The organism is Rhodococcus sp. PvR099, from assembly GCF_017833315.1.
GTDB lineage: Bacteria > Actinomycetota > Actinomycetes > Mycobacteriales > Mycobacteriaceae > Rhodococcus_G > Rhodococcus_G oryzae.
In genome coordinates, this window is sequence record NZ_JAFIBV010000001.1 from 4773885 (window position 1) to 4798975 (window position 25091).

The window sequence follows — 25091 nt, forward strand, 5'->3', positions numbered from 1 at the left end:
GTGAGAGTAAACACCACTGCGACGGCCACGCCTGCGAGCACGGACGCCATCGACCAGGATGTAGTTCGCATCGATACTCATCCCCTGTGGCCAAATCACATGATCGGGCCTGAGTACGACATTGCCACCGGGTTCCGGACCGGGCACGCGTAGTCGACTACCCGAGTCCGGCGTGCCCGCGGCCGTGGCTGTGGCCGACGGCGGACCGCGATCCGCACCATTAGGGTGGACGCCATGGCATCCGCGGAGTCGGCAGTCTCGAGCATCTACATCGCCTCCCCAGAGGGGGATACCGGGAAATCGACCATCGCGCTCGGCGTGCTGCAGATGCTCAGCGGCTCGGCCGCCCGGGTCGGGGTGTTCCGGCCGATCGCGCGCTCCACCGACGAGCCGGACTACATCCTGGAGTTACTCCTCGACCACACGTCCGCGGATCTCGGTTATGAGCAGTGCCTCGGCGTCACCTACGAGCAAGTACACGCCGATCCGGAGCTGGCGCTCAGCGAGATCGTCTCGCGTTACCACGATGTCGCGGAACAGTGCGACGCCGTGGTGATCATCGGCAGCGACTACACGGACGTCGCCAGCCCGAGCGAGCTGAGCTACAACGCCCGGATCGCGGTGAACCTGGATGCACCGGTGCTGCTCGCGCTCCGCGGGTCGGGCCGGACCCCCGACGAGGTGTTGCAGCTGGCCCAGATCTGCGCGGCCGAGCTGCGCGCGCAGCACGCCCACCTGGTGGGCATCGTCGCGAACCGCTGCGACCCCGCCCGGCTCGGCGAGGTGACCACGGCGCTGGAGCCGATGGCGGTGCCCGCATGGACCCTGCCCGAGATCCCGCTGCTGGTCGCGCCGACCATGGGTGAGCTGCTGACCGCGGTCGACGGCGAGCTGTACAGCGGGGATCCCGAGCTGCTGCAGCGCGAGGCACTGCACGTGATGGTCGGCGGGATGACGGCCGAGCACATCCTCGAGCGGCTCTCGGAGGGCGTGGTGGTGATCGCCCCGGGCGATCGGTCCGACGTGCTGCTCGCGATGGTCAATGCCCATGAGGCGGAAGGGTTTCCGTCGCTCGCCGGGATCATCATGAACGGTGGCATCGCACCGCACCCGGCCATTGCGAAGCTCGTCGCCGGACTCAAGCCGCGGTTGCCGATCCTCACCACCGACCTCGGGACATTCGACACCGCCAGCGCGGCCGCGCAGGCCAGGGGACGTGTCGGGGTCGGTTCGCAGCGCAAGGTGGACACCGCGCTGAGCCTGATGGAGCAGCGCGTGAACGCGGCCGACCTGCTGGCCCGTCTCGAGGTCGCCAGGCCCGAGGTGGTGACCCCGCAGATGTTCGAGTACCAGTTGATCGAGCGGGCCAGGGCGGACCGCAAACACATCGTGCTGCCGGAGGGCGACGACGACCGGATCCTGCGGGCGGCAGGACGGTTGTTGCAGCGCAAGGTCGCCGACCTGACCATCCTCGGGGAGGAGGGCCCGGTGCGCAGGCGCGCCGCGGAGCTCGGCGTCGACCTGAGTGCGGCCACGGTGCTCGACCCGACGAACTGCGAGTACACCGACCAGTTCGCGAAGGAGTACGCACGGCTGCGGGCGCACAAGGGGATGACCGTCGAACGCGCCCGCGAGGTGATGGCCGACATCTCCTACTTCGGAACGATGATGGTGCAGTTGGGGATCGCCGACGGCATGGTCTCCGGTGCCGCGCACACCACTGCGCACACGATCCGGCCGTCGTTCGAGATCATCAAGACCGCGCCCGGCGTCTCGACCGTCTCGAGCATCTTCCTGATGTGCCTGGCCGACCGGGTGCTGGCCTACGGCGATTGCGCGGTCGTGCCGGACCCGACCTCGGAGCAGCTGGCGGACATCGCGATCTCCTCCTCGCAGACCGCGGCCCAGTTCGGCATCGACCCGCTGATCGCGATGCTGTCGTATTCGACCGGCGACTCGGGCTCCGGTGCGGAGGTGGACAAGGTCCGCGAGGCGACTGTCCTGGTCCGCGAACGGCGGCCGGACCTGTTGGTGGATGGACCGATCCAGTACGACGCGGCCATCGAGCCGACGGTGGCGAGCACGAAGCTGCCCGATTCGAAGGTGGCCGGGCGGGCCACGGTGTTCGTGTTCCCCGATCTGAACACCGGGAACAACACGTACAAGGCGGTGCAACGCAGCGCGGGGGCGGTCGCGGTCGGCCCGGTCCTGCAGGGCCTGAGGAAACCGGTCAACGACCTGTCCCGCGGCGCGCTGATCCAGGACATCGTCAACACGGTCGCCATCACGGCGATCCAGGCGCAGGGCGTCGAAGAAGGGGGTCAGCGGTGAACGGTCCGGTGCTGGTCATTAATTCGGGCTCGTCCTCGATCAAGTACCAGTTGATCGACCCCGACGGCGGCGAGGCCATCGCCTCGGGACTCGTCGAACGGATCGGCGAGCCGGACGGCGTCATCGGGCACCGGCAGGGCGGCACCGACAGCGAGCATCGCGGTCCGATCGCCGACCACGCGGAGGGCCTGCGGCTGGCCTTCGCGATGTTCGCGGAGGCGGGTATGGATCTGACGACAGCGGGCATCGCCGCGGTCGGTCACCGCGTGGTGCACGGCGGCGAGGTGTTCTACCGGCCGACCCGGATCACCGCGGACGTGATCGCCGAGATCTCCCGGCTGTCCGCCCTTGCCCCGCTGCACAATCCGGCGAACGTGGTCGGCATCGAGAGCGCGATGCGGGTTTTCCCCGACCTCCCGCACGTCGCGGTCTTCGACACCGCCTTCTTTCACACGCTGCCCGCGGAGGCCCGGACCTACGCCATCGACGCCCAGGTGGCGGCGGCACACGGGGTGCGCCGCTACGGATTCCACGGCACCTCGCACGAGTACGTCTCCGGCCGGGTGGCGGAGGTGCTCGGCCGGGACAACACAGAGCTCAACCAGATCGTGCTGCATCTGGGCAACGGGGCCTCGGCTTCGGCCATCGCGGGCGGCAGGGCGATGGACACCTCGATGGGGCTGACCCCGCTCGAGGGGCTGGTGATGGGCACCCGCAGCGGTGACATCGATCCGGGCATCGTGATGCACCTGCGGCGCAGCGCGGACCTGGACGTGGACGCCATCGACGACCTGCTCAATCGCGGGTCCGGGCTCAAGGGTCTGTGTGGGGTCAACGACTTTCGCGAGCTCCGCCGCCTCATCGCCGACGGCGACGAGGCGGCCCGGCTCGCCTACGACGTCTACATCCACCGGCTGCGCAAGTACATCGGCGCGTACCTGGTCACCCTGGGCAGGGTCGACACCATCGCCTTCACCGCCGGGGTGGGCGAGAACGCGGTCGAGGTTCGCGCCGACGCGCTCGCCGGTCTCGAGTCGCTCGGAATCGAGATCGACCTCGAGCGCAATGCGGCGAAAGACCGTTCCGCCCGGGTGATCTCGACGGACTCGTCGCGGGTCACGGTGCTGGTGGTGCCGACAAACGAGGAGTTGGCCATCGCCAGGGCCGCGCGGAGCTTCGCTCCGGATGGCGCGGGCGAGCAAGGGCAGCGATGATTTTCGGGCGGCTCGCGGGTCTACATCCCTGAAAGCCCACCAGAGACGAACAACAACCGAAGAGGGGCGAGTCCCATGCGCATCGTTATCAGCGAGTTCATCAGCTTGGACGGCGTCGTGCAGGCACCGGGTGGACCCGAGGAGGACACCGACGGTGGATTCGCCCACGGCGGCTGGTCGCACCCGTTCTTCGACCCGGAGGTGGTCGGCGGTGCGTTCGACGATGCGTTGAGCAAGGCCGAGGCGCTGCTGTTCGGACGCCGGACGTGGCAGACGATGGCGGGGGCGTGGCCCGAGCGGGCCGGTGACCCGTTCGCCGACAAGATGAACGCCATCGCGAAATACGTCGTGTCCGACTCCCTGGCCGAGGACGAGCTGACGTGGGAGAACACCACGCGGATCGCCGGCGACGAGGCCGTTGCCCGTATCCGGGAGCTGCGCGCGACCGAGGGCGGCGACCTGGTGGTCATGGGCAGCCCCACCCTGGTGCGCACCCTCCTGCAGGAGGGCCTGGTCGACGAGCTCCGGCTCATGGTCATGCCGGTGCTGCTCGGCGGCGGGAAGAAGATCTTCCCCGACGGCGGCAAGCTGAACAGCCTCGAGCTGGTCTCCACCGCCATCAGCCCGGCTGGTGTGCACGTGTGCACCTACCGGCCGGTCACGGAGGGCTAGAACCGCGACGGTCCCCGTCCGATCGGGCGGGGACCGTGCGATGCCCGGTCAGATCAGGCTCTTGGGCCGGATCGAGTTGGCGAGGTCCACGAGTACGTACCGGTGTCTGCGGTCCTCGGCGTTGCGCGCGAGGGCCCGCAGCCCGGCCTCGGTGCCCGCGCGCAGTCCCCGTTCGGTGAACGCGACACCGAGGATCGGTTCGTGTTCGGATTTCGCGACGTGGCCGAGCAGCACCCAGTCCAGCGCGGTGCCGAGCACCAGCGTGCGCATCTGCAGGGCCCGGCCCTCGTTGGGCGGCAACGCGTTCACCCGGCGCGCGGCCTCCCTGATGGCGGTCTCGCGGATCTCCTCGAGCGGCCCGCCTGAGAGCAGCGTGAGCACCGAGGTCATCCGGGCGACGTTGAAATGCCGTGAGCTCGGCGGCACCTGATCGAGGGCCGCGATCGCGCCGGTGATGTCGCCCTTGTCGGCCAGCTGCCTGGCGAGCCCGAAGGCGGCGCTGACCATGCTGCGGTCCGTGCGCCAGACCGTTCGGTAGTACTTCTCGGCGAACCTGCGCCATTGCTCGGGTTGGTCGGTGTCCCAGTGCTGCAGAATGAGTTCCGCGGTGGCGGCCAACGCCAGCTTCGGGGCCATCTCGCCGGGGAGCGCCTCGAGCACGGACTCGAACTGGCTCATCGCCTGCTCGTACTCGGCGCCGAGCAGGGAGGCCATGCCGCCATACCAGTCAACCCGCCAGTTCGATCCCTTTGCCGCGCTGAGCGAACCGAGCACCCGAGACGCCTCGGTCGCGTCGCCGAGGTCGAGGTGTGCCTTCGCCTCGGCCAGCGCGATCTCGGCGGTGAACCCCGCACGGCCGTCCACCGTTCGCTCGAGCCCGTTCGCCCTGGCGTGGCGGATGGCGTCCAGGGTCTGATCCGGCTCGGCGTGCACCGCGGCCGCGAGCAGGGCGGCGCTCGGGTCGGACGGGTTGATCAGCGGAACGGCCAGCGCGGCGGTGATGTCACGCCCCGACATGGTCGGCTCGTGCTTGCGGCCGTCGACATAGACATCGGTCTGCCGTACCACTTCCTCGGTCCCGAAGGTGGTCCGCTGCGGGCTGAAGAGTTCGGAGAGCCCCGGACGCTCCTCGTTGGTCTGCTGGGCCAGGGTCTCACGGAGCACCCCGGTGAGCTGGCTGGCCATCTCCTCCGCGGAGCTGAACCGGTGATCGGGATCGGCGGCGGTCGCCCGCAGCAACAGCCGATGGAAGGACTCGTACTCGGCGATCAGCGGTGCCTGCTCGGGATCGGGCAGTCCGTCGAGGTATTTGCCTTTGGCGGAAGGCATCTGGAGGCTGAGCACGGCGAGGGTCCGGCCGACCGTGTAGATGTCGGAGGCGATGGTCGGACCGGTCCTGAGGATCTCCGGCGCCTGGTACCCGGGAGTGCCGTAGAGGTAGCCGTAGTCCTCGATGCCCGCGACCGCGCCCAGATCGATCAGCTTGAGCTGATCGTCGGTGATCATGATGTTCTCTGGCTTGAGGTCGTTGTAGACCAGGCCAACCGAATGCAGGTAGCCGAGCGCGGGCAGGATCTCGAGCACGTACGCCATCGCCTGTTCGACCGGAATCCGTTCCGGCCGTTTGTGAGTGCTGAGTACGTCGCGGAGCGAATGCCCGGCGACGTATTCCATGACGATGTACCCCATCGGGCTGCCGTCGGGCCGTGGATGCTCGACGAAGTTGTAGATCTTCACGATGCTCGGGTGCGCCACCTCCGCCAGGAACTGCCGCTCGGCGAGCGCGACGGCCTGCGCCTCGGCATCCCCGAAGTGCAGCAGGCCCTTGAGCACCACCCAGCGATCGCTGACGTTGCGGTCGATCGCGAGGTAGATCCAGCCGAGCCCGCCGTGCGCGATGCAACCCTGCACCTCGTACTGACCGCCGACCAGGTCGCCGGGACCGAGCAGCGGAGTGAAGTCGAAGATGGTGCCGCAGGAGGGGCAGATCCCCGCGGACGCCGCGGGTTCGGAGTGGCCCTTGCGGCCGACCGGCTTTCCACATTTCCAGCAGAACCGCTTTTTCTCCGGCACGACGGGATCGACCATCACCGCGTCGGCGGGCTCGACGGCGGTGACCGGCGGGACCTCGACCAGGCCGGCGCCGAGGCGGCGGCGCACACTTGTCCTCGACCGTTGCGAGCGACTCCCTCGCCCGGTGGTGCGGGCGGGCGCGGTCGATTCCGGTGCGGTCGCCTGGGTGCGGCCGGACGCTTCCGGTACGGACGCCTGGGTGCGGCCGGAGACATCCGGTGCGGAGGCCTGGGTGCGGACGGACGGCTCCGGCATCGAGGCCTGGGTCCGCATCGACCGTTCGGTCGGCGCGGACGGCGGCTCCGGGACCGACGGCTCCGGTCCCGGATCTCCTTGCGTTCCAGCCATTGTCTCCGCTTTCAGTCCAGGTAGTGCGGGACCGGTGGGCCCGGCGACGGCCCGAGTACTCTCAGCCATCGATCGTAGATCCGATTCCAGGTGCCGTCCCGGCGCATCCGCTCCAGGCTGCCGTTGACCATCCGCACCAGGTCGGCGTCCGACTTGTTGATCCCAATCCCGTACGGTTCCGAGCTCAGGCTCTCGCCCACGATCTCCAGGTACGGGTCCTGTGCCGCCAGACCGGCAAGGATCGAGTCATCGGTGCTCACCGCGTCGACCTGACGCTGCTGCAACACCACCAGGCAGTCGCCCCAGTTCGGGACCGTCACCACGGTCGCCTCGGGTTGCACCAGTTGGATGCGATCGACGGAGGTGGTGCCCTCGGCCGCGCAGACCCGCTTGCCCGCCAGATCGGCGGCGCCGGTGATTCCGGACCCCTTGACCGCCAGCACCCGCTGCTTGGCCTCGAAGTACACCGTGGAGAAGTCGACCTTCTCGCGGCGCTCGCAGGTGATCGTCATCGTCTTGACCACCGCGTCGACCGTGCTGTTCATCAGCGCCGGGATGCGGCCGACGGAGGGCAGGATCCGGAACTCCACACGGTTCGGGTCGCCGACCAGGTCGCGTGCCAGCTCGCGGGCGATGTCGGCGTCGAAGCCCTCGATGGCGCCAGTCGCCGGATCGCGGAAGCTGAAGAGGTTGCTGCCGGTGTCGAGGCCGACGATGAGCCTGCCCCTGGTCTGGATCTCGGCGAGGGAGGCGCTCGGCGGCGGCGGTTCGGGCGGGACGCCGGGGAAGGGACGCAGGCTCGCCGTCGGGTCCCCACAGTTCGCCCCGTTCGTCGGGGGCCCCGTCGGCGGCGGCGCGATCGTGGCCCCCTCGGGCAGGGGAGGTTCGGTGTAGCCGCCGGTGTCCGCGACGATGCCCGGCTCGGCCTGCGTGCAGCCGGCCGTCATCAGGGACGCGGCGACGAGCAGGACAGCCCCGGCGGTCCGCCACCCCTGTCGCGTCGGGCGCCGCCCGGCCGATCCGGATGCAGGGCTCGTCACTGGTACTCCCGAAGCCGTGGCCACAGGCCGACCCCGACACCGGCCGCGGCCACGGCAGAGAGCACGAGCGCACCGGATCCGAGGCCGTACAGGGTCGAGTGGGCGCGGTCGATATCGGCGCGCAACTCGCTGCGGGTCGTCACGATGGCGTCGTCGAGCGCGGCGTCGGCCCTGGCGAAGTGTGCCGTCGAGTCCTCCTCTCCTGGTCCGGTGACCACGGCAGCTGCCCCGGCCCAGTCGCCGTTGTCGAGCAGGCGCTGCACCCGCTCGTGCGCGGCGGACCAGTCCTTCTCGGCCTCGGCGGCCTGGCTGACCAGATCGGTGGCCACCTTCACGCGGCCGTCATTCGGATACTCGGCCAGGATCTCTTCGAGGCGTGCCAGGTGCGTGCCGAACGCCTCCGCATAGCCGCCCTTCACGTCGCGGCGAACGAGGCCGAGGGTCTCGTCGGCCCTGGCCTGCTGCGCGAGGATGCGCCCGGTGGTCAGCTGCATCAGCGGCCGGGCGCCCTGCTCCAGGGCCCGCCCGGTGGAGGTCGAGGAGATCAGCCCGGCGATCAGCAGCCACCCGAGCAGCGCCGCGATCGCGACGGCGGACAGGATCAGTCCCGGGTTCAGCATCCGCCGGGTCCATCCGGCGAGCAGGACCAGGCCGACAACGAGGGCGATCAGCGACAGCAGGAGCAGGCCGATCGCCAGCCAGGGCGGGGTGGCGAACTCGTCCTGGTTCTGCACGACGGACTCCGCCTGCTGGCTGTGCAGTTCCTCGGCGATCGGGAGCAGGGTCGACTGCATCATGGACGAGGCCTCGCGCAGGTACGCGGTGCCGACGGGGTAGCCGCTGCGGTTGTAGGACCGGGCCGTCTCGATCAGGCCGGTGTAGACCGGCAGCCCGGTGGACAGCTCGGTGAGCAGCCGCTGACCCGACGCGTTCGTCGCGATGATGCCGCTCGACGCGCCGATCAGGTCGGCTGCTGCCTCGCCGATCGACTGCGTGTACCGGTCGCGGACCACGGCCGGTTCGATGCCGCCGAAGATGAACGCGGTGGTGGCGGCGGCGTCCGCGATCGAGAGGGAGCTGTAGAGGTTCTGGGTGGCGTTCGCCTGGGGCTCGACCTGGTTGAGCAGCGTGTCGAGGGTGCGCTGCCGGTCCGCGACCTGGATGGCGGCGACGGTGCCCGCGACCAGTGCCACCACGATCAGCGCGGTCCCGAGCGCGAGCATCTTGGCGGGGGTCGTCCTGAGGAACTCGGACAGCCGGCCGTATCGGCCCTGCGGATCGGCAGACCCGACGGACCGCGGCGCGAGATCATCGCCGAGCGGTTCCGTCGACGGTGCTTCCCGAACGGCCACCACGCACCCTTCCCAGCTGGCCCGGATGCCAGTCAAGGGGGAGCATATAAGCAGTAACTGAGCTTTGTTGTGCGTGACTGGCCTAAGTTCGGTCGTGAACGAGTTGACGAGGCGTGAGGGACCGCGTGGGGTGTGACGTGGCCGGATGTGGGGCAGGTGAACGAAGTCGATGCGCGGTGACGGGGACGGCTGGGCCAAGAGCGATGACGGAATTCGGCATTGGGGCAAATTCGGCGCGGCGGGGCTGCTGCTCCGCGCTCCCACGGCCGACGGAACCCCCACCGTGCTCCTGCAGCACCGCGCCCAGTGGAGTCATCAGGGCGGCACCTGGGCCCTGCCCGGCGGTGCCCGCGACAGCCACGAGTCGACCGTCCACGCCGCCATCCGCGAGGCCGAGGAGGAGGCCGGCATCCCCGGCTGCGAACTGCGGGTCCGTGCGGAACGGGTGACCGCCAACGCCAGCAGCGGGTGGAGCTACACGACGGTGATCGCCGACGCGGCCGGTCCGCTGACGACGGTGCCGAACGGTGAGAGCACGGAACTGCGCTGGGTGCCCGAGGACGAGGTGTCTGGGCTGCTGCTGCACCCGGGATTCGCGGCGAGCTGGCCGCAGTTGCGGAGCACACCGGTCCGGCTGCTGCTGGACACCGCGAACGTGCTGGGTTCGCGGCCGAACGGCTGGTGGCGGGACCGGGCGGGGGCGACCGGGGAACTGCTCGCCGCGCTGGCCGCGACGCTGCCGAGGACCATCGAGCTGCCGGACGGCGGATTCGGCTGGCTGCCGCGGATCGAGGCCGTCCTGGAGGGTCAGGCGCGCACCGTCACCGCGGTGGACGCCCGGGTGCCCGTGCACGTGGCCGCGGGCAGCGGGGACGACGAACTGGCCCTGCTGGCGGGCACGGGCACGGAGTTGGCGATGGCTGCGGGCGGCGGCGTCGGACACCCGGCCTTCGGTGGTGTCGACCAGCACCTGACCGCCGTGGTCACCGCGGACCGTGGGCTGCGCGAGCGCCTGCCGGAGACGGTCGTGCAGCTGTCGCCGTCGACTGTGCTGGGGTGGCTGGACTGAGTCCGCGCCGCGTGCCGACTAGCGGCGGACGGCGTTGCGGGCCAGGGCGTCGGCCAGTGAACGGGCCGCCGCCTGGGGGTCACGCGCCTCGGTGATCGCCCGCACCACCACGATGCGCTCGGCCCCGGCCTCGAGGATCTCGGGCAGCCGCTTCTCGTCGATGCCGCCGATCGCGAACCACGGGCGGGTCGGGTGCGAGTCGGCGGTCGAGCGGACCAGCTCGATGCCCGAAGCGGTCCGGCCGGGCTTGGTCGGGGTGGCCCACACCGGTCCGGTGCAGAAGTAGTCGACGTCGTCCTCGATGGAGGCGAGCTGTGCCTGCGCGCGGCTGTGCGTCGAGCGGCCGATCACCACGTTCGGGCCGAGGATCCGGCGGGCGTAGTGCACCGGGAGGTCGCCCTGGCCGAGGTGCAGGACGTCGGCGCCCGCGGCCAGCGCCAGGTCGGCACGGTCGTTCACGGCGAGCAGCGCGCCGTGCCTGCGGGCGGCCGCGCCGAGCTCGGCCAGCGCGCCCAGCTCCTCCTGGGTCTCCATGGGGCCGAGCTTCCGCTCGCCAGCCGACCCCTTGTCGCGCAGCTGGATGATGTCGACGCCGCCGGACAGCGCGGCCTCGGCGAACTTCGCGAGGTCGCCCTTGTCACGTCGGGCATCGGTACAGAGATACAGACGGGCGGTGGCGAGGCGTTCTCTAGGGGTGAGGTGCCTGCCGGAATGCGAGGGGTGCACGTTCTCAACGGTAGTCTCTACGCAGAGAGAAGTGACACGGGAGTCCCGGCGAACGCGGGGCTGAGAGGGGGCCGCGAGCCCCGACCGTCATACCTGACCCGGATCATGCCGGCGCAGGGAGTGAGGTGGAGTAGTGAGCAGAACCGTCGCGGTGATCGGTGGCGGAGCGATCGGTCTGTCGATCGCGTGGCGTGCCGCCCAGGCTGGTTGGAGCGTCACCGTCCACGATCCGGCGCCCGCATCGGGAGCGTCGTGGGTGGCGGGCGGGATGCTGGCACCGCTGTCGGAGGGCTGGCCGGGCGAGGATGCGGTCCTGCAGGTCGGGGCAGCCTCGCTGGCCCGCTGGCCCGGCTTCGGCGCCGAGCTCGAGACCCTGTCCGGCGAGACGTTGTTCACCTCCCATGGCTCGCTCACCGTCGCGCTGGACGCGGCCGACGCCGCGGACCTGCGGACCGTGGCCGAGTGGATCGCCGGCCAGGGCTACGAGCTGGAACTGCTCTCGCGGGCGCAGATCCGGGCCGCCCAGCCGTCGCTCGCCCCGAACATCCGGCTGGCCCTGCTCGCCGCCACCGAGTCCGCCGTCGACAACCGCGCGCTGATCGCGGCGCTGCGATCGGCCTGTGTCGCGTCGGGGGTGGAGTTCGTCGCCGAGGCGGTCACCGACCCCGCCGCCGTGGCCGCCGACCAGGTGGTGGTGGCCGCCGGTACCGCATCCGCGCGGCTGTGGCCACGGCTGCCGGTCCGTCCGGTCAAGGGCGAGATCCTGCGGCTGCACCGCAGGCCAGGGGTGGCACCCGCCCCGACCATGACCATCCGCGGCAGCGTGCACGGGCGCCCGGTGTACCTGGTGCCGCGCGGCGACGGCCTGGTGGTCGGCGCGACCCAGCACGAGTCGGGGGAGGACACCCAGGTCACCGTCGCCGGGGTCCGTGACCTGATCGCCGACGCGCAGACGCTGATGCCGAGCATCGGGGAGTACGAGCTGCACGAGTGCGCCGCCGGACTTCGTCCGATGAGCCCCGACAACCTGCCGATCATCGGCCGGGTGTCGGACCGGGTGGTGCTGGCCACCGGGCACGGACGCAACGGCGTGCTGCTGACCCCGCTGACCGCGGACGCGGTGGTCGCCGAGCTGGACGGCGCGACATTGGCGGAGGCCAAGAGTGCCTCCCCGGAACGTTTCACCTTCAACGATGAGTGAGGACTCGATGACGAACACACCGGTGAACATCGGGATCACCGTCAACGGCGAGGACCATCAGCTGTCCGAGCCGCTGACCGTGGCCCAGCTGCTGGAGCACCTCGGCCTGCCCAGCAAGGGCATCGCGGTCGCGGTGGACGGGGCGGTGTTCCCGCGGGCGTCCTGGGATACCCCGGTCGGCAAGGGCTGGGAGATCGAGATCCTGACGGCGGTGCAGGGTGGCTGAGCCGCTCGCCGCAGACCGTCTGACCATCGCCGACCGCAGTTTCGGCTCCCGGCTGATCATGGGCACCGGGGGTGCGGCCAACCTCGCGGTGCTGGAGGAGGCGCTCGTCGCGTCCGGCACGGAGCTGACCACCGTGGCGATGCGCCGTGTCGATGCGGCGGGCGGCACAGGGGTGCTCGACCTGCTCCGCAAGCTGGACATCGCCCCGCTGCCCAATACGGCCGGCTGCCGGGGCGCCGCCGAGGCGGTGCTCACCGCGCAGCTCGGCCGGGAGGCGCTGGAGACTGACTGGGTGAAGTTGGAGGTCATCGCCGACGAGCGCACCCTCCTGCCCGATGCCATCGAATTGGTCTCCGCCGCAGAACAACTCGTCGACGACGGATTCATCGTGCTGCCGTACACCACCGACGATCCGGTGCTGGCCCGGCGGCTCGAGGACGTCGGGTGCGCGGCGGTGATGCCGCTCGGTGCACCGATCGGGACCGGCCTCGGCATCTCGAACCCGCACAACATCGAGATGATCGTGGCGGCAGCAGGGGTCCCGGTGATCCTCGACGCGGGCATCGGCACCGCGAGCGACGCGGCGCTGGCCATGGAGCTCGGGTGTGACGCCGTCCTCCTCGCGACCGCGGTGACCAGGGCCAAGGACCCGGCGCTGATGGCGTCGGCGATGGCGTCCGCGGTGACCGCCGGTTACCTGGCCCGTCGCGCCGGACGGATCCCGAAGAGGTTCTGGGCGCAGGCGTCCTCACCCGACCTCTGACCCCGACCCCCCACTCCCTCTCAGGGTCGGGTCATCCCTAGGTATGACACGGGACGCGACCTGCGGGCGATGTGCGCGGGCTCTGTCTGAGGAATCCTTCACGTCATGATTGAAGTGAGGGGTTTGACGAAAGAGTTCGGGCCCACGAAGGCGGTCGAAGACCTGACCTTCACGGTTCAGCCCGGCATGGTGACCGGATTCCTGGGACCGAACGGTGCCGGCAAGTCCACGACGATGCGGATGATCCTCGGCCTCGACCGGCCGACCGCGGGAACCGCGCTGATCGATGGCAAGCGGTACCACGACCTGAAGCAGCCGCTCCGGACCGTCGGCGCGCTGCTGGACGCGAAGTGGGTGCACCCCAACAGGTCCGCGAAGGCGCACCTGCAGTGGATGGCGGCATCCAACGGGATCCCGATGTCCCGGGTCGACGAGGTGCTGCGGCTGGTCGGCCTGACCGAGGTCGCGGGCAAGAAGGCAGGCGGGTTCTCGCTCGGCATGTCCCAGCGGCTCGGACTTGCTGCCACCCTGCTCGGTGACCCGAAGGTCCTGCTGTTCGACGAGCCGGTGAACGGGCTCGACCCCGAGGGCATCGTCTGGATCCGAAAGTTCATGCAGCGCTTGGCGGCTGAGGGACGCACCGTGCTGGTGTCCAGCCACCTGCTCTCCGAGATGGCGCTCACCGCCGAGCATCTCGTGGTGATCGGCCGGGGACGCCTGATCGCCGATACGACCGTCAAGCAGTTCGTCGACCGGTCGTCCGAATCGACCGTGCGGGTGCGCAGCCCCCAGCTGGATGCGCTTCGGAGCGCGCTGACCTCGCAGGGGCTCACGGTCCGCGAGGACGGCACCTCGGAGCTCGGTGGGGCGCTCATCGTGCTCGAGGCGACCACCGACGTCGTCGGCCAGATCGCAGGCGGCCAGGGAATCGTCTTGCACGAGTTGGCCGCCCAGCAGGGGTCCCTGGAGGACGCCTTCATGAAACTGACGGGGGACGACGTGCAGTACCACGCCGCAGGCATCGACGAAGTGATGGGAGGGGCGCTCTGATGGGTGTCGTGAACGCAGAACGGATCAAGCTCACCTCGACCCGGTCGCCGTGGTGGTGCACCGTCGCGATCATCGCGCTCGGCCTCGGCCTGGCCGCGGTGATCGGGCTGAGCGCCAAGGCGAGCTACAACGCCTTCGTGGACGAGGTCGCGAAGGGCGACAAGCCCGACTTCGAGCCCTTCCTGCCCACGCTCGCGGACGCGGTCGGCGGGGTGTCCGGGTTCGGCGTGCTGATCCTGATGATCCTCGCGGCCCTCGCGGTGACGAGCGAGTACCGGTTCGGCATAATCCGCACCACCTTCCAGGCCGTGCCGAAGCGCGATTCGGTGCTGATCACCAAGGCCGGCCTGATCGGCGGCTTCGGTGCGCTGCTCACCTTCTTGCTCACCTTCGGCGCTTACGCGATCGCCAAGGCGACGGCGGGATCCGACGCGGGTGCGGCGCTGAAGCTGTCCGGCTCCGAGGCCTGGCGGGCGATCTACGGCGTGCCGATCTACGCCTTCCTGTGCGTGGTGCTCGCCGTCGCGGTCGGTACCCTGCTCCGGCAGTCGGCCGGCGCCATCGCGCTGCTGCTGCTCTGGCCGCTGCTGGTCGAGAACTTGTTCGGCCTGTTCGGGCGGTTCGGCGAGAACATCAAGCCGTTCCTCCCCTTCATGAACGCGAACAACTTCCTCGGTGCGCCGCAGGGCGTCGATTTCCACTGGGGACCGTGGGGCAGCCTGGCGTACTTCGCGGCCTTCGTCGCGGTGATCTTCGGACTCGCCCTGTTCACCGTGAACCGCCGCGACGCCTGAATCCGCGGCCACACCACGAGCGTGCGCGCCCGGTACCCGATTTCGGGTACCGGGCGCGCACGTGTGTTTTGGGGTCGATCCGCCGCTCGCGAGCAGTACGCTCGGCAAATGCGACAGTCCATTCGGGCACGGGTCGGAGCATCTACCGCCGCGATGCTGGCCGGGATCGCGCTGGTGTCCGGGTGCGGACGGGACGAGGAGCAGTCGCCTCCCGCACCGCCGGTCGACGGGCAGTCGCTGGCGGCCGCCGTCGGTGGCGACGCCGTCGCCGCGCACATGGAGGCGCTCGAGCGGATCGCCACGGACAACGGGGGCAACCGGGCCGCGGGGACCGCGGGCTACGACGCCAGCGTCGACTACGTCGCCGACCGGCTCCGGGACGCGGGCTTCGAGGTGTCCACCCCCGAGTTCGATGTGGACCGCTTCATCGCCGGGCCGGTGGAACTGCGGGCGGGTGACCGCCAGTTCACCGCCGGCACCCTGGAGTACTCGCCGCCGACGCCGCCGGAGGGGATCACGGCGCGGACCCTCGCCCTGCCGGACGACGGCAGCCCCGGCTGCGAGGCGACCGACTACGACGGGCGCGACGCCGCCGGCGCCATCGTGGTGGTCCGGCGCGGGGTCTGCCCCTTCTCGGCGAAGGAGCAGATGGCCGCCGATCGCGGCGCCGTCGCCATCGTCGTGTTCAACAACGAGGACGGCCCGCTGGCAGGCGGCACGCTGGGGGAGGACACGGACCCGCGGATCCCCGCCGTGAGCGTGCCGGGCTCCGAGGGTCCGGCGGTCGCGGCCGCACCGGAGCTGTCGCTGAAGCTGGAGGCGGTCACCGAGGCCGCCACGAGCCGAAACGTGATCGCGCAGACCACGACCGGGTCGACGGAGAACGTGGTGCTGGTCGGCGCGCACCTGGACAGCGTCGAGAAGGGCCCGGGGATCAACGACAACGGCTCCGGGTCGGCCGCGGTGCTCGAGACCGCGCTGCGGCTGGGCAGCGCGCCGAACGTGACGAACGCGGTGCGCTTCGCCTGGTGGGGCGCGGAGGAACTGGGCCTGGTCGGATCGGAGCGGTACGCCGAGGGGCTCGACGAGGGTGAACGCGAGGACATCGCGCTGTACCTGAACTTCGACATGCTCGGCTCGCGGAACGCGGGGTACTTCACCCTCGACGGCGACGATTCCGACCGGGAGGGCGCCGGACCTGGACCGCAGGGTTCCGACGCGATCGAGCGAACCCTGGGCGGCTACCTCGCCTGGCGCGGGATCGTGGCGGACGGAACCGATTTCGACGGACGATCCGACTACGGCCCGTTCATCGAGATGGGGATTCCGTCCGGTGGGGTTGACAGCGGGGCGGACGACCGCAAGTCCGAGGAGCAGGCACTGAAGTGGGGCGGTACGGCGGGCGAGACCTTCGATCCCGGCTACCACTCGCCGGAGGACACCCTGGCGAACGTGGACCGGGCGGCGCTGGCGCAGAACGCGGCGGCGGTGGCGTTCGGCGTCGGTACCTACGCGAACTCCGTCGATGGCCCGGACGGGGTTCCCGCCCGGGCGGACCGGGCGAAGGCTCGGGAGGGTGCCGGACAATGATCCCGATAGTATCTGTGACTCTGAGTTACACTTTGGCCTGTGACTGAGGACCCCTCGACCTCGGGCGGCGACCCCGACGACGCGAGCGAACGCGACGCCGCCGGCTCTGCATCTGGGCGCTCCGCGGGCTCCTCGCCTGGGCGCTCCGCGGGCTCCGCGCCTGCGCGACGCGGCAGGCCCGAGGCCGTCGCCCGGTGGGTCCGCGGGGTCAACACCAGACCGCAGGTGGTCGACGCGTTCCGCAGGATCCGCCGGGCACTGCCGGGCGACCCGTCCTTCGGCGATCCGCTGTCCACGGCGGGACCCGGCGGCGTGCGGGCGATGGCCAGGGCGGCGGACCGGTTCCTCGACGACGGCCCCGGTGCCTCCCGCGAGGTGAGCCTCGGTGCGCTCCAGGTGTGGCAGGCGCTGCTCGAGCGGACCGGTCGCGGTCGCGGCCCCCGCGAGGTGACCATCGTCTTCACCGATCTGATCGGATTCTCGAGCTGGTCGCTCGGCGCGGGGGACGAGGTGACCCTCGAGCTGCTGCGGGAGGTCGCGAAGGCGGTCGAGACGCCGATCGTCGACCGCGGCGGCCAGGTGGTCAAACGGATGGGCGACGGGCTGATGGCGGTCTTCGCCCGGCCGGACCGCGCCGTCGAGGCGATGTTCGCCGCCCGTGCCCAGCTCGCGGAGGTGGAGGTCGAGGGCTACCGGCCGCGGATGCGGATCGGTGTGCACACCGGGTCGCCCCGGCAGATGGCGTCCGACTGGCTCGGCGTGGACGTGAACGTGGCCGCCCGCATGATGGAACTCGGCGGGGACGGCAACGTCATCGTCTCCGAGACCACGCTGGCGGCGCTCCAGCCTGGGTTCCTCGCGGACCTGCGCGCCGCGGCCAAGCCCTACCGGCGGGGGCTGTTCGCAGCCCCGATGCGCGGGGTCCCGGATGGCCTGCGCATCTTCACCGTCCAGGCGCGATGAGGTCGGGCATTGCCACCCGTGGCGCCGTCGGCGGACACTGGATGAATGGTTGACAGGGAGCAACGCACACCCTTTTACGGGGTGGTGATGATTCTCGCGGCGCTCGGTGCCTCGATGGTGGTCAGTTACTACGGGCCGGCTTGGTTCCGCGTCACGGTCTACATCCTCGCGGTGTTGGTGGTCCTGGTCGGGGGCGTCATGACCTTCCGGGACTACTCGCGCTGACGTTGCGCGTGCTGTGCGCGTCGCCCCGGTTCGGGAGGGGCGACGCGCACAGACGTGTCAGTGCAGGCGCCAGAGCGGGGAGACCGGACCGTGGCCCGCGCCCAGGTCGTACGACGCGGCCAGGCATCGCGTCACCCACTCCTTGCCGAACGCGACGGCCTCGGGCATCGGGTACCCGTTCGCCAGCGCGCACGCGATCGCCGCGGCCAGGGTGTCCCCGCCGCCGTGATCGTTCCCGGTGTCGATCCGCGGGCTGGTGAACTCGTGGAAGACGTCGCCGTCGAAGAGCAGGTCGGTGCTCGAGGTCGAGGTGCGCAGGTGCCCGCCCTTGACCAGCGACCACTGCGCCCCGAGCCCGTGCAGCGCCTCGGCCGCCCGACGGGCGGAGGTGTCGTCGACCACGTCGATCCCGGTGATGAGCCGGACCTCGTCCAGGTTCGGCGTCACCAGCGAGGCGATCGGGATCAGGGTGTGCCGGACCGCGTCGAGCGCCTCGGCGTGCAGCAGGGGGTCGCCGTGCATGGATGCGCACACCGGGTCGACGACCAGTGGCACCGCATGCCCGCGCCCGATGCCCACCTCGCCGCAGACCTCCGCGACGGCATCGATGATCGCGGTGGACGCGAGCATCCCGGTCTTGGCCGCCCCGACCCCGATGTCGCCGACCACCGATCGCACCTGGTCGGCGACGATCTGCGGCGGGATCTCGTGGAAGCCGCTGACCCCGACCGAGTTCTGCACCGTCACCGCGGCGACGGCGACGCAGGCGTGCACACCGCACATGGCCATCGTGCGGGAGTCGGCCTGGATGCCCGCACCGCCGCCGGAGTCGGTTCCGGCGATGGTGAGGACGCGGATCGGGGTCTGTCCGTCCGGGGTCAGGGGCAGCAACTTCACGCGTGAGAGCCTATCCACCGGCCGGAACGACGGGCAGATAGACCTGGTTGCCGCGGTCCGCGAATTCCGAGGATTTCTCCGCCATGCCGTTGGCGATCATCCGGTCGATGTCCTCCTGCGTTTCGAGCCCGTTCTGTTCGGCGTACTCGCGCACGTCCGCCGAGATCCGCATGGAGCAGAACTTCGGCCCGCACATCGAGCAGAAGTGCGCGGTCTTCGCCGGCTCCGCGGGCAGGGTCTCGTCGTGGTACTCGCGGGCGGTGTCCGGGTCCAGCGAGAGCGCGAACTGGTCGCGCCAGCGGAACTCGAAGCGCGCCCTCGACAGCGCGTCGTCGCGCTCCTGGGCCCGCGGGTGCTGCTTGGCGAGATCGGCGGCGTGCGCGGCGATCTTGTACGTGATGACGCCGACCTTCACGTCGTCCCGGTTGGGCAGGCCGAGGTGTTCCTTCGGTGTCACGTAGCAGAGCATCGCGGTGCCTGCCTGCGCGATCATGGCCGCGCCGATCGCCGATGTGATGTGGTCGTAGGCGGGCGCGATGTCGGTGGCGAGCGGGCCGAGGGTGTAGAACGGCGCCTCCTCGCACAGCTCCTCCTCGAGCCGGACGTTCTCCACGATCTTGTGCATCGGGACGTGGCCAGGGCCCTCGATCATCACCTGCACACCATGGGATTTCGCGATCTTGGTCAGTTCGCCGAGGGTCCGCAGCTCGGCGAACTGGGCCTCGTCGTTGGCGTCCGCGATGGACCCGGGGCGCAGCCCGTCGCCGAGCGAGAAGGTCACGTCGTACTCGCGCAGGATCTCGCAGAGTTCCTCGAAGTGTGTGTACAGGAACGACTCTCGGTGATGGGCCAGGCACCAGGCCGCCATGATGGAGCCGCCGCGCGAGACGATCCCGGTGACCCGCTTGGCGGTCAGCGGCACGTACCGCAGCAGCACCCCGGCGTGCACGGTCATGTAGTCCACGCCCTGCTCACACTGCTCGATCACGGTGTCGCGGTAAATCTCCCACGTCAGCGCGGTCGGGTCGCCGTTGACCTTTTCCAGTGCCTGGTAGATCGGCACGGTGCCCACCGGCACGGGCGAGTTGCGCAGGATCCACTCGCGGGTCTGGTGGATGTCCTTGCCGGTGGACAGGTCCATGATGTTGTCCGCGCCCCATCGGGTGGCCCAGACCATCTTCTCGACCTCCTCGGCGATGGAGGAGGTGACCGCGGAGTTCCCGATGTTCGCGTTGATCTTCACCAGGAATCGCTTGCCGATGATCATCGGTTCGGACTCGGGATGCTTGTGGTTCGCGGGGATGACGGCCCGTCCGGCGGCCACCTCCTCGCGCACGATCTCAGCCGAAACACCTTCGCGGGCAGCGCAATAGCGCATCTCCCTGGTGATGATCCCGGCCCGGGCCCAGGCCAGCTGGGTGCGCGCGAGATTGGGTCCGCCGCTGCGGCTGGTGCCGCCGAGATCGACTGGATCGGGCTTGGCCCAGTCGTCACGGGTCTTCGCGAGACCGGCCTCGAGGTCGATGGTTGCCCGCGCGTCGGTGTACGGGCCGGAGGTGTCGTACAGGTCGAGGTGTTCGCCGTTGGTCAGGTGGACCCGGCGGACCGGCACGGACAGGCCGTCGACGGTCAGGTACTGCTTGCTGCTGCCCTCGATGGGGCCGGTGGTGACGGTGGTTCCGGAAACAGAGGTGTCCCTCATGCGTGCTCTCCCTACGCCGGCATTACCCGGTCAGGTTCAACGGTCGACGGCCCTAGCCGTCCTCTCAGCCCGCTGGTGCGAGCCCCCGTGGGTTGTGTAGTTGTCGGGCACGACCCTAGGGCACAGCGCGTGAGCGGGCGAGCGCGGGCGGGCCGCGGAGATTTCTTGGCGCAAATCGGGGCGCAGGAGCGACCGGCGTGCCTATAGTGGCGGAAATCACATTGTGATTACGGATCGGGCAAGGAGACGGGCACATGATCACGGAATCGCCGACGGCAGAGGTGACGAACAATGCAGGTCAGAACCGGTTCGAGCTGAGGCTCAACGGGGACCTCGTCGGCATTCTCGGTTATTACGACTTGGACACACGGAGCGCGAAGCGGTCCTCGGCCGCGACGCCGGTGGTCTCGTTCATGCACACAGTGATCGTCGAGGACTTCGGTCACCGGGGACTCGCCGCGGTGATGGTGCGCCGGTCCCTCGACGCCGCGCGGGGCTACGGCTGGAAGATCCGGCCGGTTTGCACCTATCTCCAGCGATTCGTCGCGGACAACCCCGAGTACCGGGACCTCATCGTCCCCGTGTGAGAACTTCGGGTGCCGATTCGGCCACGATTCGATGGTGACTGGGCAACAAATCGCACCATCGGCCCCAAATCGGGCGACCGGGCCGGGGCGGGACTGCTTCCATGGTGAGGTGTCTCACATCTTCAAGCGACCTCCCGTCCCGGCAGCGGTGGTGACTGCGCCCGCCCCTGTCCTTGCGAACCCGGCGCTCGCGCGCGTCATGGACAACCCCTCGCACGCCCGCTTCGACCTCTGGGTCGGTGACGAACTGATCGGAATCCTCGGCTATCGCGGCGGAGGGGAGTCGACCGAGTTCACGGGCGGCCGCGGGGAGGTGGTCGCGCTCATGCACACGGTCGTCAAAGAGGAATACGGCGGTCGCGGCTGGGCCGCCGTGCTGGTCGGTGACGTGCTGGCGCTGTCGAGGGAACGCGGCTGGCGGTTGCAGCCGGTCTGCACGTATGTGCAGCGCTACCTGGGCGCCCACCCCGAGGAACTGGACCTGATCGTCGACGAGGACTTCACTCCGACCCCGAATTCGCCGTAGTCCGACACGGAGAGCGGCACTGACCCTATGCTTCCCCTGACCCGTCGCGGTCGGGGCCGGAAAACGTGGATCCGAAACAGATTTCGGCTTCCCCCGGCACCGCGTGGCGGGCGTCATCTCATCGCTTCGCGTATCGACGCGCCGTGTAACTGGGGGAAGAATGACGATCGTTGCTGCCGTGTCCGAGAGCGCCAAGGGCGGGTCGGTGGCCGGGATCTCGGCCGATGTCAGGGCGGGGACGGCCTCGCTGGTCGTCGCGCTCGGCGTCGCGGGGTTCGCGCTCGCATCGGTGGCCGTCGCGCCGCCCGCGCAGGCGGGCCCGATCCGGGAGTTCGCCAAGTTCGTCGCGACCCAGGTCGAGGCGAGTACCGCGCAGATCAAGCTCGAGTCCGGACGGTTCGTCCGAGACACCCAGACGAACGCCATCGCCGCAGTGAACGAGGCGGGCCGCGTGCTGGAGAACCTTCCGGTGCGTATCGAGGTCGACGGCGCAGTGCAGGGCATCACCTACTCCATTGCCGAGGGCGGCAAGGTCGTGTCGGCGGTCGTGGACACCGCGATCGACGCCGGGGTCGTGGTGGCCACGGAGGTCGTCAACCAGGCCGGTGCCTTCGCCGAGGAGTGCGTGAAGTCCGGGGTGAAGCCCGCGATCGCGGGAGCGCTGTCCGGCGCTGTGACCGCGGCGTCCGCCGCGGGCGTGGCCGCGGGGCCGGCCGGGCTGGTCGGCGGGGTGGCCGCGGGTGCCGCCTCGGGTGCGGTGACCGGCTTCGCGGGCGGTTGCGCGGACGGCCTGGTCAGGGAGCTCGTCCGCTAGGTGATCGCCGGTCTGCGCGTCAGTGCGCGCGGACCGCGAGTCGCCAGAGCGAGACCACCTCAGCAGCACGGACGGCGGCCAGCGGGTCGCGTCCGCCCGTTCCGCGTCCCTCGGGGCGGGCGCCGCTCGCGCGCGGGTGCCGAGGCCGGGTGTCGGTGCGGCCCAGCACCGTCAGGCCCGCCTGCTCGAACTGGTCCGTCAGCTGTGCCCGCGTGCGCAGCCCGAGTCGCTCGGCCAGGTCGGAGAGCACCAGCCAGCCCTCGCCGCCGGGGTTGAGATGATCCGGCAGGCCCCGGATGAACTCGGTGAGCATGTGCCCCTTGCGGTCGAACACGCCCAGCTCGATCGAGGACGTCGGGGCGGCGGGCACCCACGGCGGGTTGCACACCACCAGGTCGGCCGCGCCTGCCGGGTACACGTCGGTGCGGACCACCTCCACCCGGTCGGCGAGCCCGAGCCGCTGCAGATTGTCGGTCGCGCAGGCCACCGCGCGGGGCTCGATGTCCGTGGCCACCACCCGCCCGACGCCCCGACGTGCCAGCACGGCGGCCAGCACGCCGGTCCCTGTGCCGAGGTCGAACGCCGTTCCCGGAGTGGGTAACTGCGCCTCCGCGACCAGGTCGACGTACTCGTTCCTGGTGGGGGCGAACACGCCGTAGTGCGGGTGGATCCGCGCCCCGAGGGCGGGGACCAGCACGCCGCGCCGCCGCCACTCGTGCGCGCCCACCGCCCCGAGCAGCTCCTGCAGGGAGGCCACACTCGGCTCGGTCGCCTCGCCGTACGCCTCCCGGCACGCGTCCCTGATGTCGGGAGCGCGGCGGAGGTCGATGCCGAAGTCCGTGCCGAGCTCGATCAGGACCATGCTCAGGATGCGGGTGCGGTGCGCCCTGGCCTGCCGATGCCGGTGAAAGGTCACGGCGAGGTCGGGATCGGGCTTGACCTGCTGCCGGTCGAGCCGGCGCTTGAGTGCGTCGAGTAGCTGCCGGGCGCCGAGGAAGTCGCCGCGCCAGAGGATCGCGGTGCCCTCCGACGCGAGCCGCATCGCATCGTCGGCGCGGAGCTCGTCGCCGAAGGTCTCGACCGTCTTCGGCGGCTTGACACTGCTGTTGGACCGCCACGGCGCAGCGTGGCGTTCGCCCGCCTCGAACCATTCGACCTCGGTGCGGTCGGGCTGATCGCGCGGGGTCTCCACGGCGGACTCCTAGCGATGGGGGCGGCGCGACGCCTGCGAAGCACGCCCGGACCGGGCGGACACGGTGGATGAATCGTAGACCGGGCGGGGGAGCGCCCGAAATTTGAGAGCACTGCTCTTGTTTTCTCCCGCGCGTTGGTGAACACTGCTCATAAGAGAGAGCGCCGCTCTCGTTATTGGAGGAGGCAAGCATGATCGACACGGCACAGAGGGTGGGCACCGATCGCGCACGGATCGCGGCGGCGGCGTTGTTCGGTGTGGCGGGGGTGCTGTTCCTGCTCTACCCCGCGGTCCGGCCCTACTCGGACTACCTGAACCAGGCCACCATGGACGGCGCGCGGGCCTACGCGTCCGGCGCCTGGGTCTCGGCGCACTTCTTCGGGATGATCGGGTTCCTGCTGCTCGGCCTCGCAGTGCAGGCGCTACGGGAGATCCTCCGCGGCACCGAGGGGGACCGTGCCGGCATCGCCGCGACCGTGCTGACCTGGGTCGGGGTCGGCCTGACCCTGCCCTACTACGGCGCCGAGGACTTCGGCCTGCATGCGATCGGCGGGCGCGCGGTCGCGGACGGGACGCCGGAGCTGCTCGACCTGGTCGACGGCGTGCGCGGCGGCGGCACCCAGATGACCATGTTCACGGTCGGGTTGCTGCTGGTCGCCGCGGGCGCGGTCGCCGCGGCGGTGGGGATCTGGCGGTCCGGGGTGCTGGCCCGATGGAGCGGGGTCCCGCTCGCGGTCGGGTTCGCCCTGTTCATCCCGCAGTTCTTCGGCAGCCCGTGGATGCGCGTCGCCCACGGGGTGCTGGTGGCGGCGGGCGCGCTGTGGCTGGCCGCCGAACTGCTGCGCGCTCGCCGCGTCTCCGGCTAGTCCAGCTCGACCACGACCGGGGCGTGGTCGCTGGCGCCCTTGCCCTTGCGCTCCTCGCGGTCGATGGACGCACCGGAGACCCGTTCGGCCAGTGCGGGGGAGCCGAGGACGAAGTCGATCCGCATGCCCTGACGCTTCGGGAACCGGAGCTGCGTGTAGTCCCAGTACGTGTAGACGCCGGGGCCGGGGGTGAACGGGCGGGCGACGTCGACGAAGCCCGCGTCCTGGAAGGCGTCGAAGGCGTCGCGTTCGGGCTGCGAGGTGTGCGTCTTGCCCTCGAACAGCGCCGGGTCCCAGACGTCCTCGTCGGTCGGTGCCACGTTCCAGTCGCCGACCAGCGCGATCTGGGCGGTCGGGTCCTGCGCCACCCACTTCGCGGCGTCGTCGCGCAGGGTGGCCAGCCAGTCCAGCTTGTATTCGTAGTGCGGGTCGCTGAGCTCGCGCCCGTTCGGCACGTACAGGCTCCACACCCGGACCCCGCCACAGGTGGCGCCGATGGCCCTGGCCTCGACGACCGGGGTCGCGATGTCCAGGCTGTCCGCCGCGGGCTTGGCGAAGCCCGGCTGCCCCTCGAAGCCGACCTGCACGTCCTCGAGCCCGACACGGGAGATGATCGCGACGCCGTTCCACTGGCTCAGCCCGACGTGGGCCACCTCGTAGCCGAGCTCGGTGAATCGTTCCGTCGGGAACTGGTCGTCACGGCACTTGGTTTCCTGGATCGCCAGCACGTCGGTGTCGGTACGCACCAGCCAGTCCACGACCCGATCGGTGCGGGCCCGGACCGAGTTCACATTCCACGTCGCCAATCGCATTCGAGGCAGCCTAGTGCGACGGCGGCGACGACGACGGCGCCCCCCTGTGGGTCCGGAG

At 70.3% G+C, this 25091-nt stretch carries 24 protein-coding genes and 2 riboswitches; of the genes, 16 read left to right on the forward strand and 8 right to left on the reverse strand.

Annotation, left to right across the window (positions count from 1 at the left end; translation table 11 throughout):
- The first annotated feature begins 234 nt into the window (after window positions 1-234).
- The 3 genes from pta to JOE46_RS22150 all read left to right on the forward strand — a co-directional run bounded on the left by pta (window position 235) and on the right by JOE46_RS22150 (window position 4217).
- Window positions 235-2331 carry a phosphate acetyltransferase gene (gene pta, locus JOE46_RS22140; RefSeq protein WP_097210122.1) on the forward strand — a complete coding sequence of 699 codons (2097 nt, stop codon included), beginning with the start codon at window positions 235-237 and terminating at the stop codon, window positions 2329-2331.
- Window positions 2328-3545: an acetate kinase gene (locus tag JOE46_RS22145; protein ID WP_097210123.1), complete on the forward strand. Its 1218-nt coding sequence runs from the start codon at window positions 2328-2330 to the stop codon at window positions 3543-3545. The genes pta and JOE46_RS22145 overlap by 4 nt, the downstream gene beginning before the upstream one ends.
- 75 nt (window positions 3546-3620) lie before the next feature.
- On the forward strand, window positions 3621-4217 hold the full coding sequence (locus tag JOE46_RS22150; RefSeq protein ID WP_097210124.1) for a dihydrofolate reductase family protein: 597 nt from the start codon (window positions 3621-3623) through the stop codon (window positions 4215-4217).
- Window positions 4218-4265: 48 nt separating this feature from the next.
- Here the strand turns inward: JOE46_RS22150 and JOE46_RS22155 are convergent, their stop codons facing one another.
- From JOE46_RS22155 to JOE46_RS22165, 3 genes are all read right to left on the reverse strand, one after another.
- A complete protein-coding gene (locus tag JOE46_RS22155) occupies window positions 4266-6638 on the reverse strand; it encodes a tetratricopeptide repeat protein (RefSeq protein WP_373560217.1) in 2373 nt (790 codons plus the stop codon).
- Window positions 6639-6649: 11 nt separating this feature from the next.
- Window positions 6650-7585 carry a glutamate ABC transporter substrate-binding protein gene (locus JOE46_RS22160; protein WP_097210126.1) on the reverse strand — a complete coding sequence of 312 codons (936 nt, stop codon included), beginning with the start codon at window positions 7583-7585 and terminating at the stop codon, window positions 6650-6652.
- Between the two features lie 89 nt (window positions 7586-7674).
- Window positions 7675-9030: a hypothetical protein gene (locus JOE46_RS22165; protein WP_257017021.1), complete on the reverse strand. Its 1356-nt coding sequence runs from the start codon at window positions 9028-9030 to the stop codon at window positions 7675-7677.
- A gap of 169 nt (window positions 9031-9199) precedes the next feature.
- Here JOE46_RS22165 and JOE46_RS22170 point away from each other — a divergent pair, with 169 nt between their 5' ends.
- Complete coding sequence (locus JOE46_RS22170) at window positions 9200-10099, forward strand: NUDIX domain-containing protein (protein WP_097210127.1); 900 nt, start codon at window positions 9200-9202, stop codon at window positions 10097-10099.
- 18 nt (window positions 10100-10117) lie between these two features.
- Here the strand turns inward: JOE46_RS22170 and thiE are convergent, their stop codons facing one another.
- Complete coding sequence (thiE, locus tag JOE46_RS22175; RefSeq protein ID WP_097210128.1) at window positions 10118-10825, reverse strand: thiamine phosphate synthase; 708 nt, start codon at window positions 10823-10825, stop codon at window positions 10118-10120.
- 26 nt (window positions 10826-10851) lie between these two features.
- Window positions 10852-10962: riboswitch (TPP riboswitch) on the forward strand.
- Between thiE and thiO the strand changes: the two genes are divergently transcribed.
- The 8 genes from thiO to JOE46_RS22215 all read left to right on the forward strand — a co-directional run bounded on the left by thiO (window position 10959) and on the right by JOE46_RS22215 (window position 17637).
- Complete coding sequence (gene thiO / locus JOE46_RS22180; RefSeq protein ID WP_097210129.1) at window positions 10959-12026, forward strand: glycine oxidase ThiO; 1068 nt, start codon at window positions 10959-10961, stop codon at window positions 12024-12026. (Overlaps the previous riboswitch by 4 nt.)
- Before the next feature lie 7 nt (window positions 12027-12033).
- Window positions 12034-12252, forward strand: a complete 219-nt coding sequence (thiS, locus tag JOE46_RS22185; RefSeq protein WP_027501293.1) for a sulfur carrier protein ThiS — start codon at window positions 12034-12036, stop codon at window positions 12250-12252.
- Window positions 12245-13015, forward strand: a complete 771-nt coding sequence (locus JOE46_RS22190; protein WP_097210130.1) for a thiazole synthase — start codon at window positions 12245-12247, stop codon at window positions 13013-13015. Before thiS ends, JOE46_RS22190 begins: the two co-directional genes overlap by 8 nt.
- A gap of 105 nt (window positions 13016-13120) precedes the next feature.
- Window positions 13121-14065: an ABC transporter ATP-binding protein gene (locus JOE46_RS22195; RefSeq protein WP_097210131.1), complete on the forward strand. Its 945-nt coding sequence runs from the start codon at window positions 13121-13123 to the stop codon at window positions 14063-14065.
- Complete coding sequence (locus JOE46_RS22200; protein ID WP_097210132.1) at window positions 14065-14859, forward strand: ABC transporter permease; 795 nt, start codon at window positions 14065-14067, stop codon at window positions 14857-14859. The genes JOE46_RS22195 and JOE46_RS22200 overlap by 1 nt, the downstream gene beginning before the upstream one ends.
- A 108-nt stretch (window positions 14860-14967) precedes the next feature.
- Window positions 14968-16449, forward strand: a complete 1482-nt coding sequence (locus tag JOE46_RS22205) for a M28 family peptidase (RefSeq protein ID WP_097210133.1) — start codon at window positions 14968-14970, stop codon at window positions 16447-16449.
- 225 nt (window positions 16450-16674) lie between these two features.
- The gene (locus JOE46_RS22210) at window positions 16675-17412 is read left to right on the forward strand and encodes an adenylate/guanylate cyclase domain-containing protein (RefSeq protein WP_373560222.1); all 738 of its coding nucleotides are present in this window, start codon (window positions 16675-16677) and stop codon (window positions 17410-17412) included.
- 45 nt (window positions 17413-17457) lie between these two features.
- On the forward strand, window positions 17458-17637 hold the full coding sequence (locus JOE46_RS22215; RefSeq protein WP_027501286.1) for a hypothetical protein: 180 nt from the start codon (window positions 17458-17460) through the stop codon (window positions 17635-17637).
- A gap of 57 nt (window positions 17638-17694) precedes the next feature.
- Here JOE46_RS22215 and thiD read toward each other — a convergent pair whose 3' ends face one another.
- Both thiD and thiC read right to left on the reverse strand, forming a co-directional pair.
- On the reverse strand, window positions 17695-18534 hold the full coding sequence (thiD, locus tag JOE46_RS22220; protein ID WP_097210135.1) for a bifunctional hydroxymethylpyrimidine kinase/phosphomethylpyrimidine kinase: 840 nt from the start codon (window positions 18532-18534) through the stop codon (window positions 17695-17697).
- A gap of 10 nt (window positions 18535-18544) precedes the next feature.
- Complete coding sequence (gene thiC, locus JOE46_RS22225) at window positions 18545-20236, reverse strand: phosphomethylpyrimidine synthase ThiC (RefSeq protein WP_097210136.1); 1692 nt, start codon at window positions 20234-20236, stop codon at window positions 18545-18547.
- Window positions 20228-20335: riboswitch (TPP riboswitch) on the reverse strand. It overlaps the preceding gene by 9 nt.
- A 155-nt stretch (window positions 20336-20490) precedes the next feature.
- On the opposite strand from thiC, the gene JOE46_RS22230 reads away from it, so the two are divergent.
- From JOE46_RS22230 to JOE46_RS22240, 3 genes are all read left to right on the forward strand, one after another.
- The gene (locus tag JOE46_RS22230; RefSeq protein ID WP_097210137.1) at window positions 20491-20823 is read left to right on the forward strand and encodes a GNAT family N-acetyltransferase; all 333 of its coding nucleotides are present in this window, start codon (window positions 20491-20493) and stop codon (window positions 20821-20823) included.
- A 199-nt stretch (window positions 20824-21022) separates the two neighbouring features.
- Entirely contained in the window at window positions 21023-21349 is a 327-nt protein-coding gene (locus JOE46_RS22235; protein WP_097210138.1) for a GNAT family N-acetyltransferase, read from the forward strand.
- A 160-nt stretch (window positions 21350-21509) separates the two neighbouring features.
- A complete protein-coding gene (locus JOE46_RS22240) occupies window positions 21510-22163 on the forward strand; it encodes a hypothetical protein (protein ID WP_097210139.1) in 654 nt (217 codons plus the stop codon).
- A 19-nt stretch (window positions 22164-22182) separates the two neighbouring features.
- On the opposite strand, the gene JOE46_RS22245 is transcribed toward JOE46_RS22240, so the two are convergent.
- Window positions 22183-23355, reverse strand: a complete 1173-nt coding sequence (locus tag JOE46_RS22245; RefSeq protein ID WP_257017023.1) for a class I SAM-dependent methyltransferase — start codon at window positions 23353-23355, stop codon at window positions 22183-22185.
- 191 nt (window positions 23356-23546) lie between these two features.
- Between JOE46_RS22245 and JOE46_RS22250 the strand changes: the two genes are divergently transcribed.
- Window positions 23547-24221 (forward strand): hypothetical protein, encoded by a 675-nt coding sequence (locus tag JOE46_RS22250; RefSeq protein ID WP_179800436.1) that lies wholly within the window; start codon window positions 23547-23549, stop codon window positions 24219-24221.
- Here the strand turns inward: JOE46_RS22250 and JOE46_RS22255 are convergent.
- Entirely contained in the window at window positions 24218-25033 is an 816-nt protein-coding gene (locus tag JOE46_RS22255) for an exodeoxyribonuclease III (protein ID WP_097210140.1), read from the reverse strand. The two genes, JOE46_RS22250 and JOE46_RS22255, sit on opposite strands and share 4 nt — an antisense overlap.
- Between the last annotated feature and the right edge of the window lie 58 nt (window positions 25034-25091).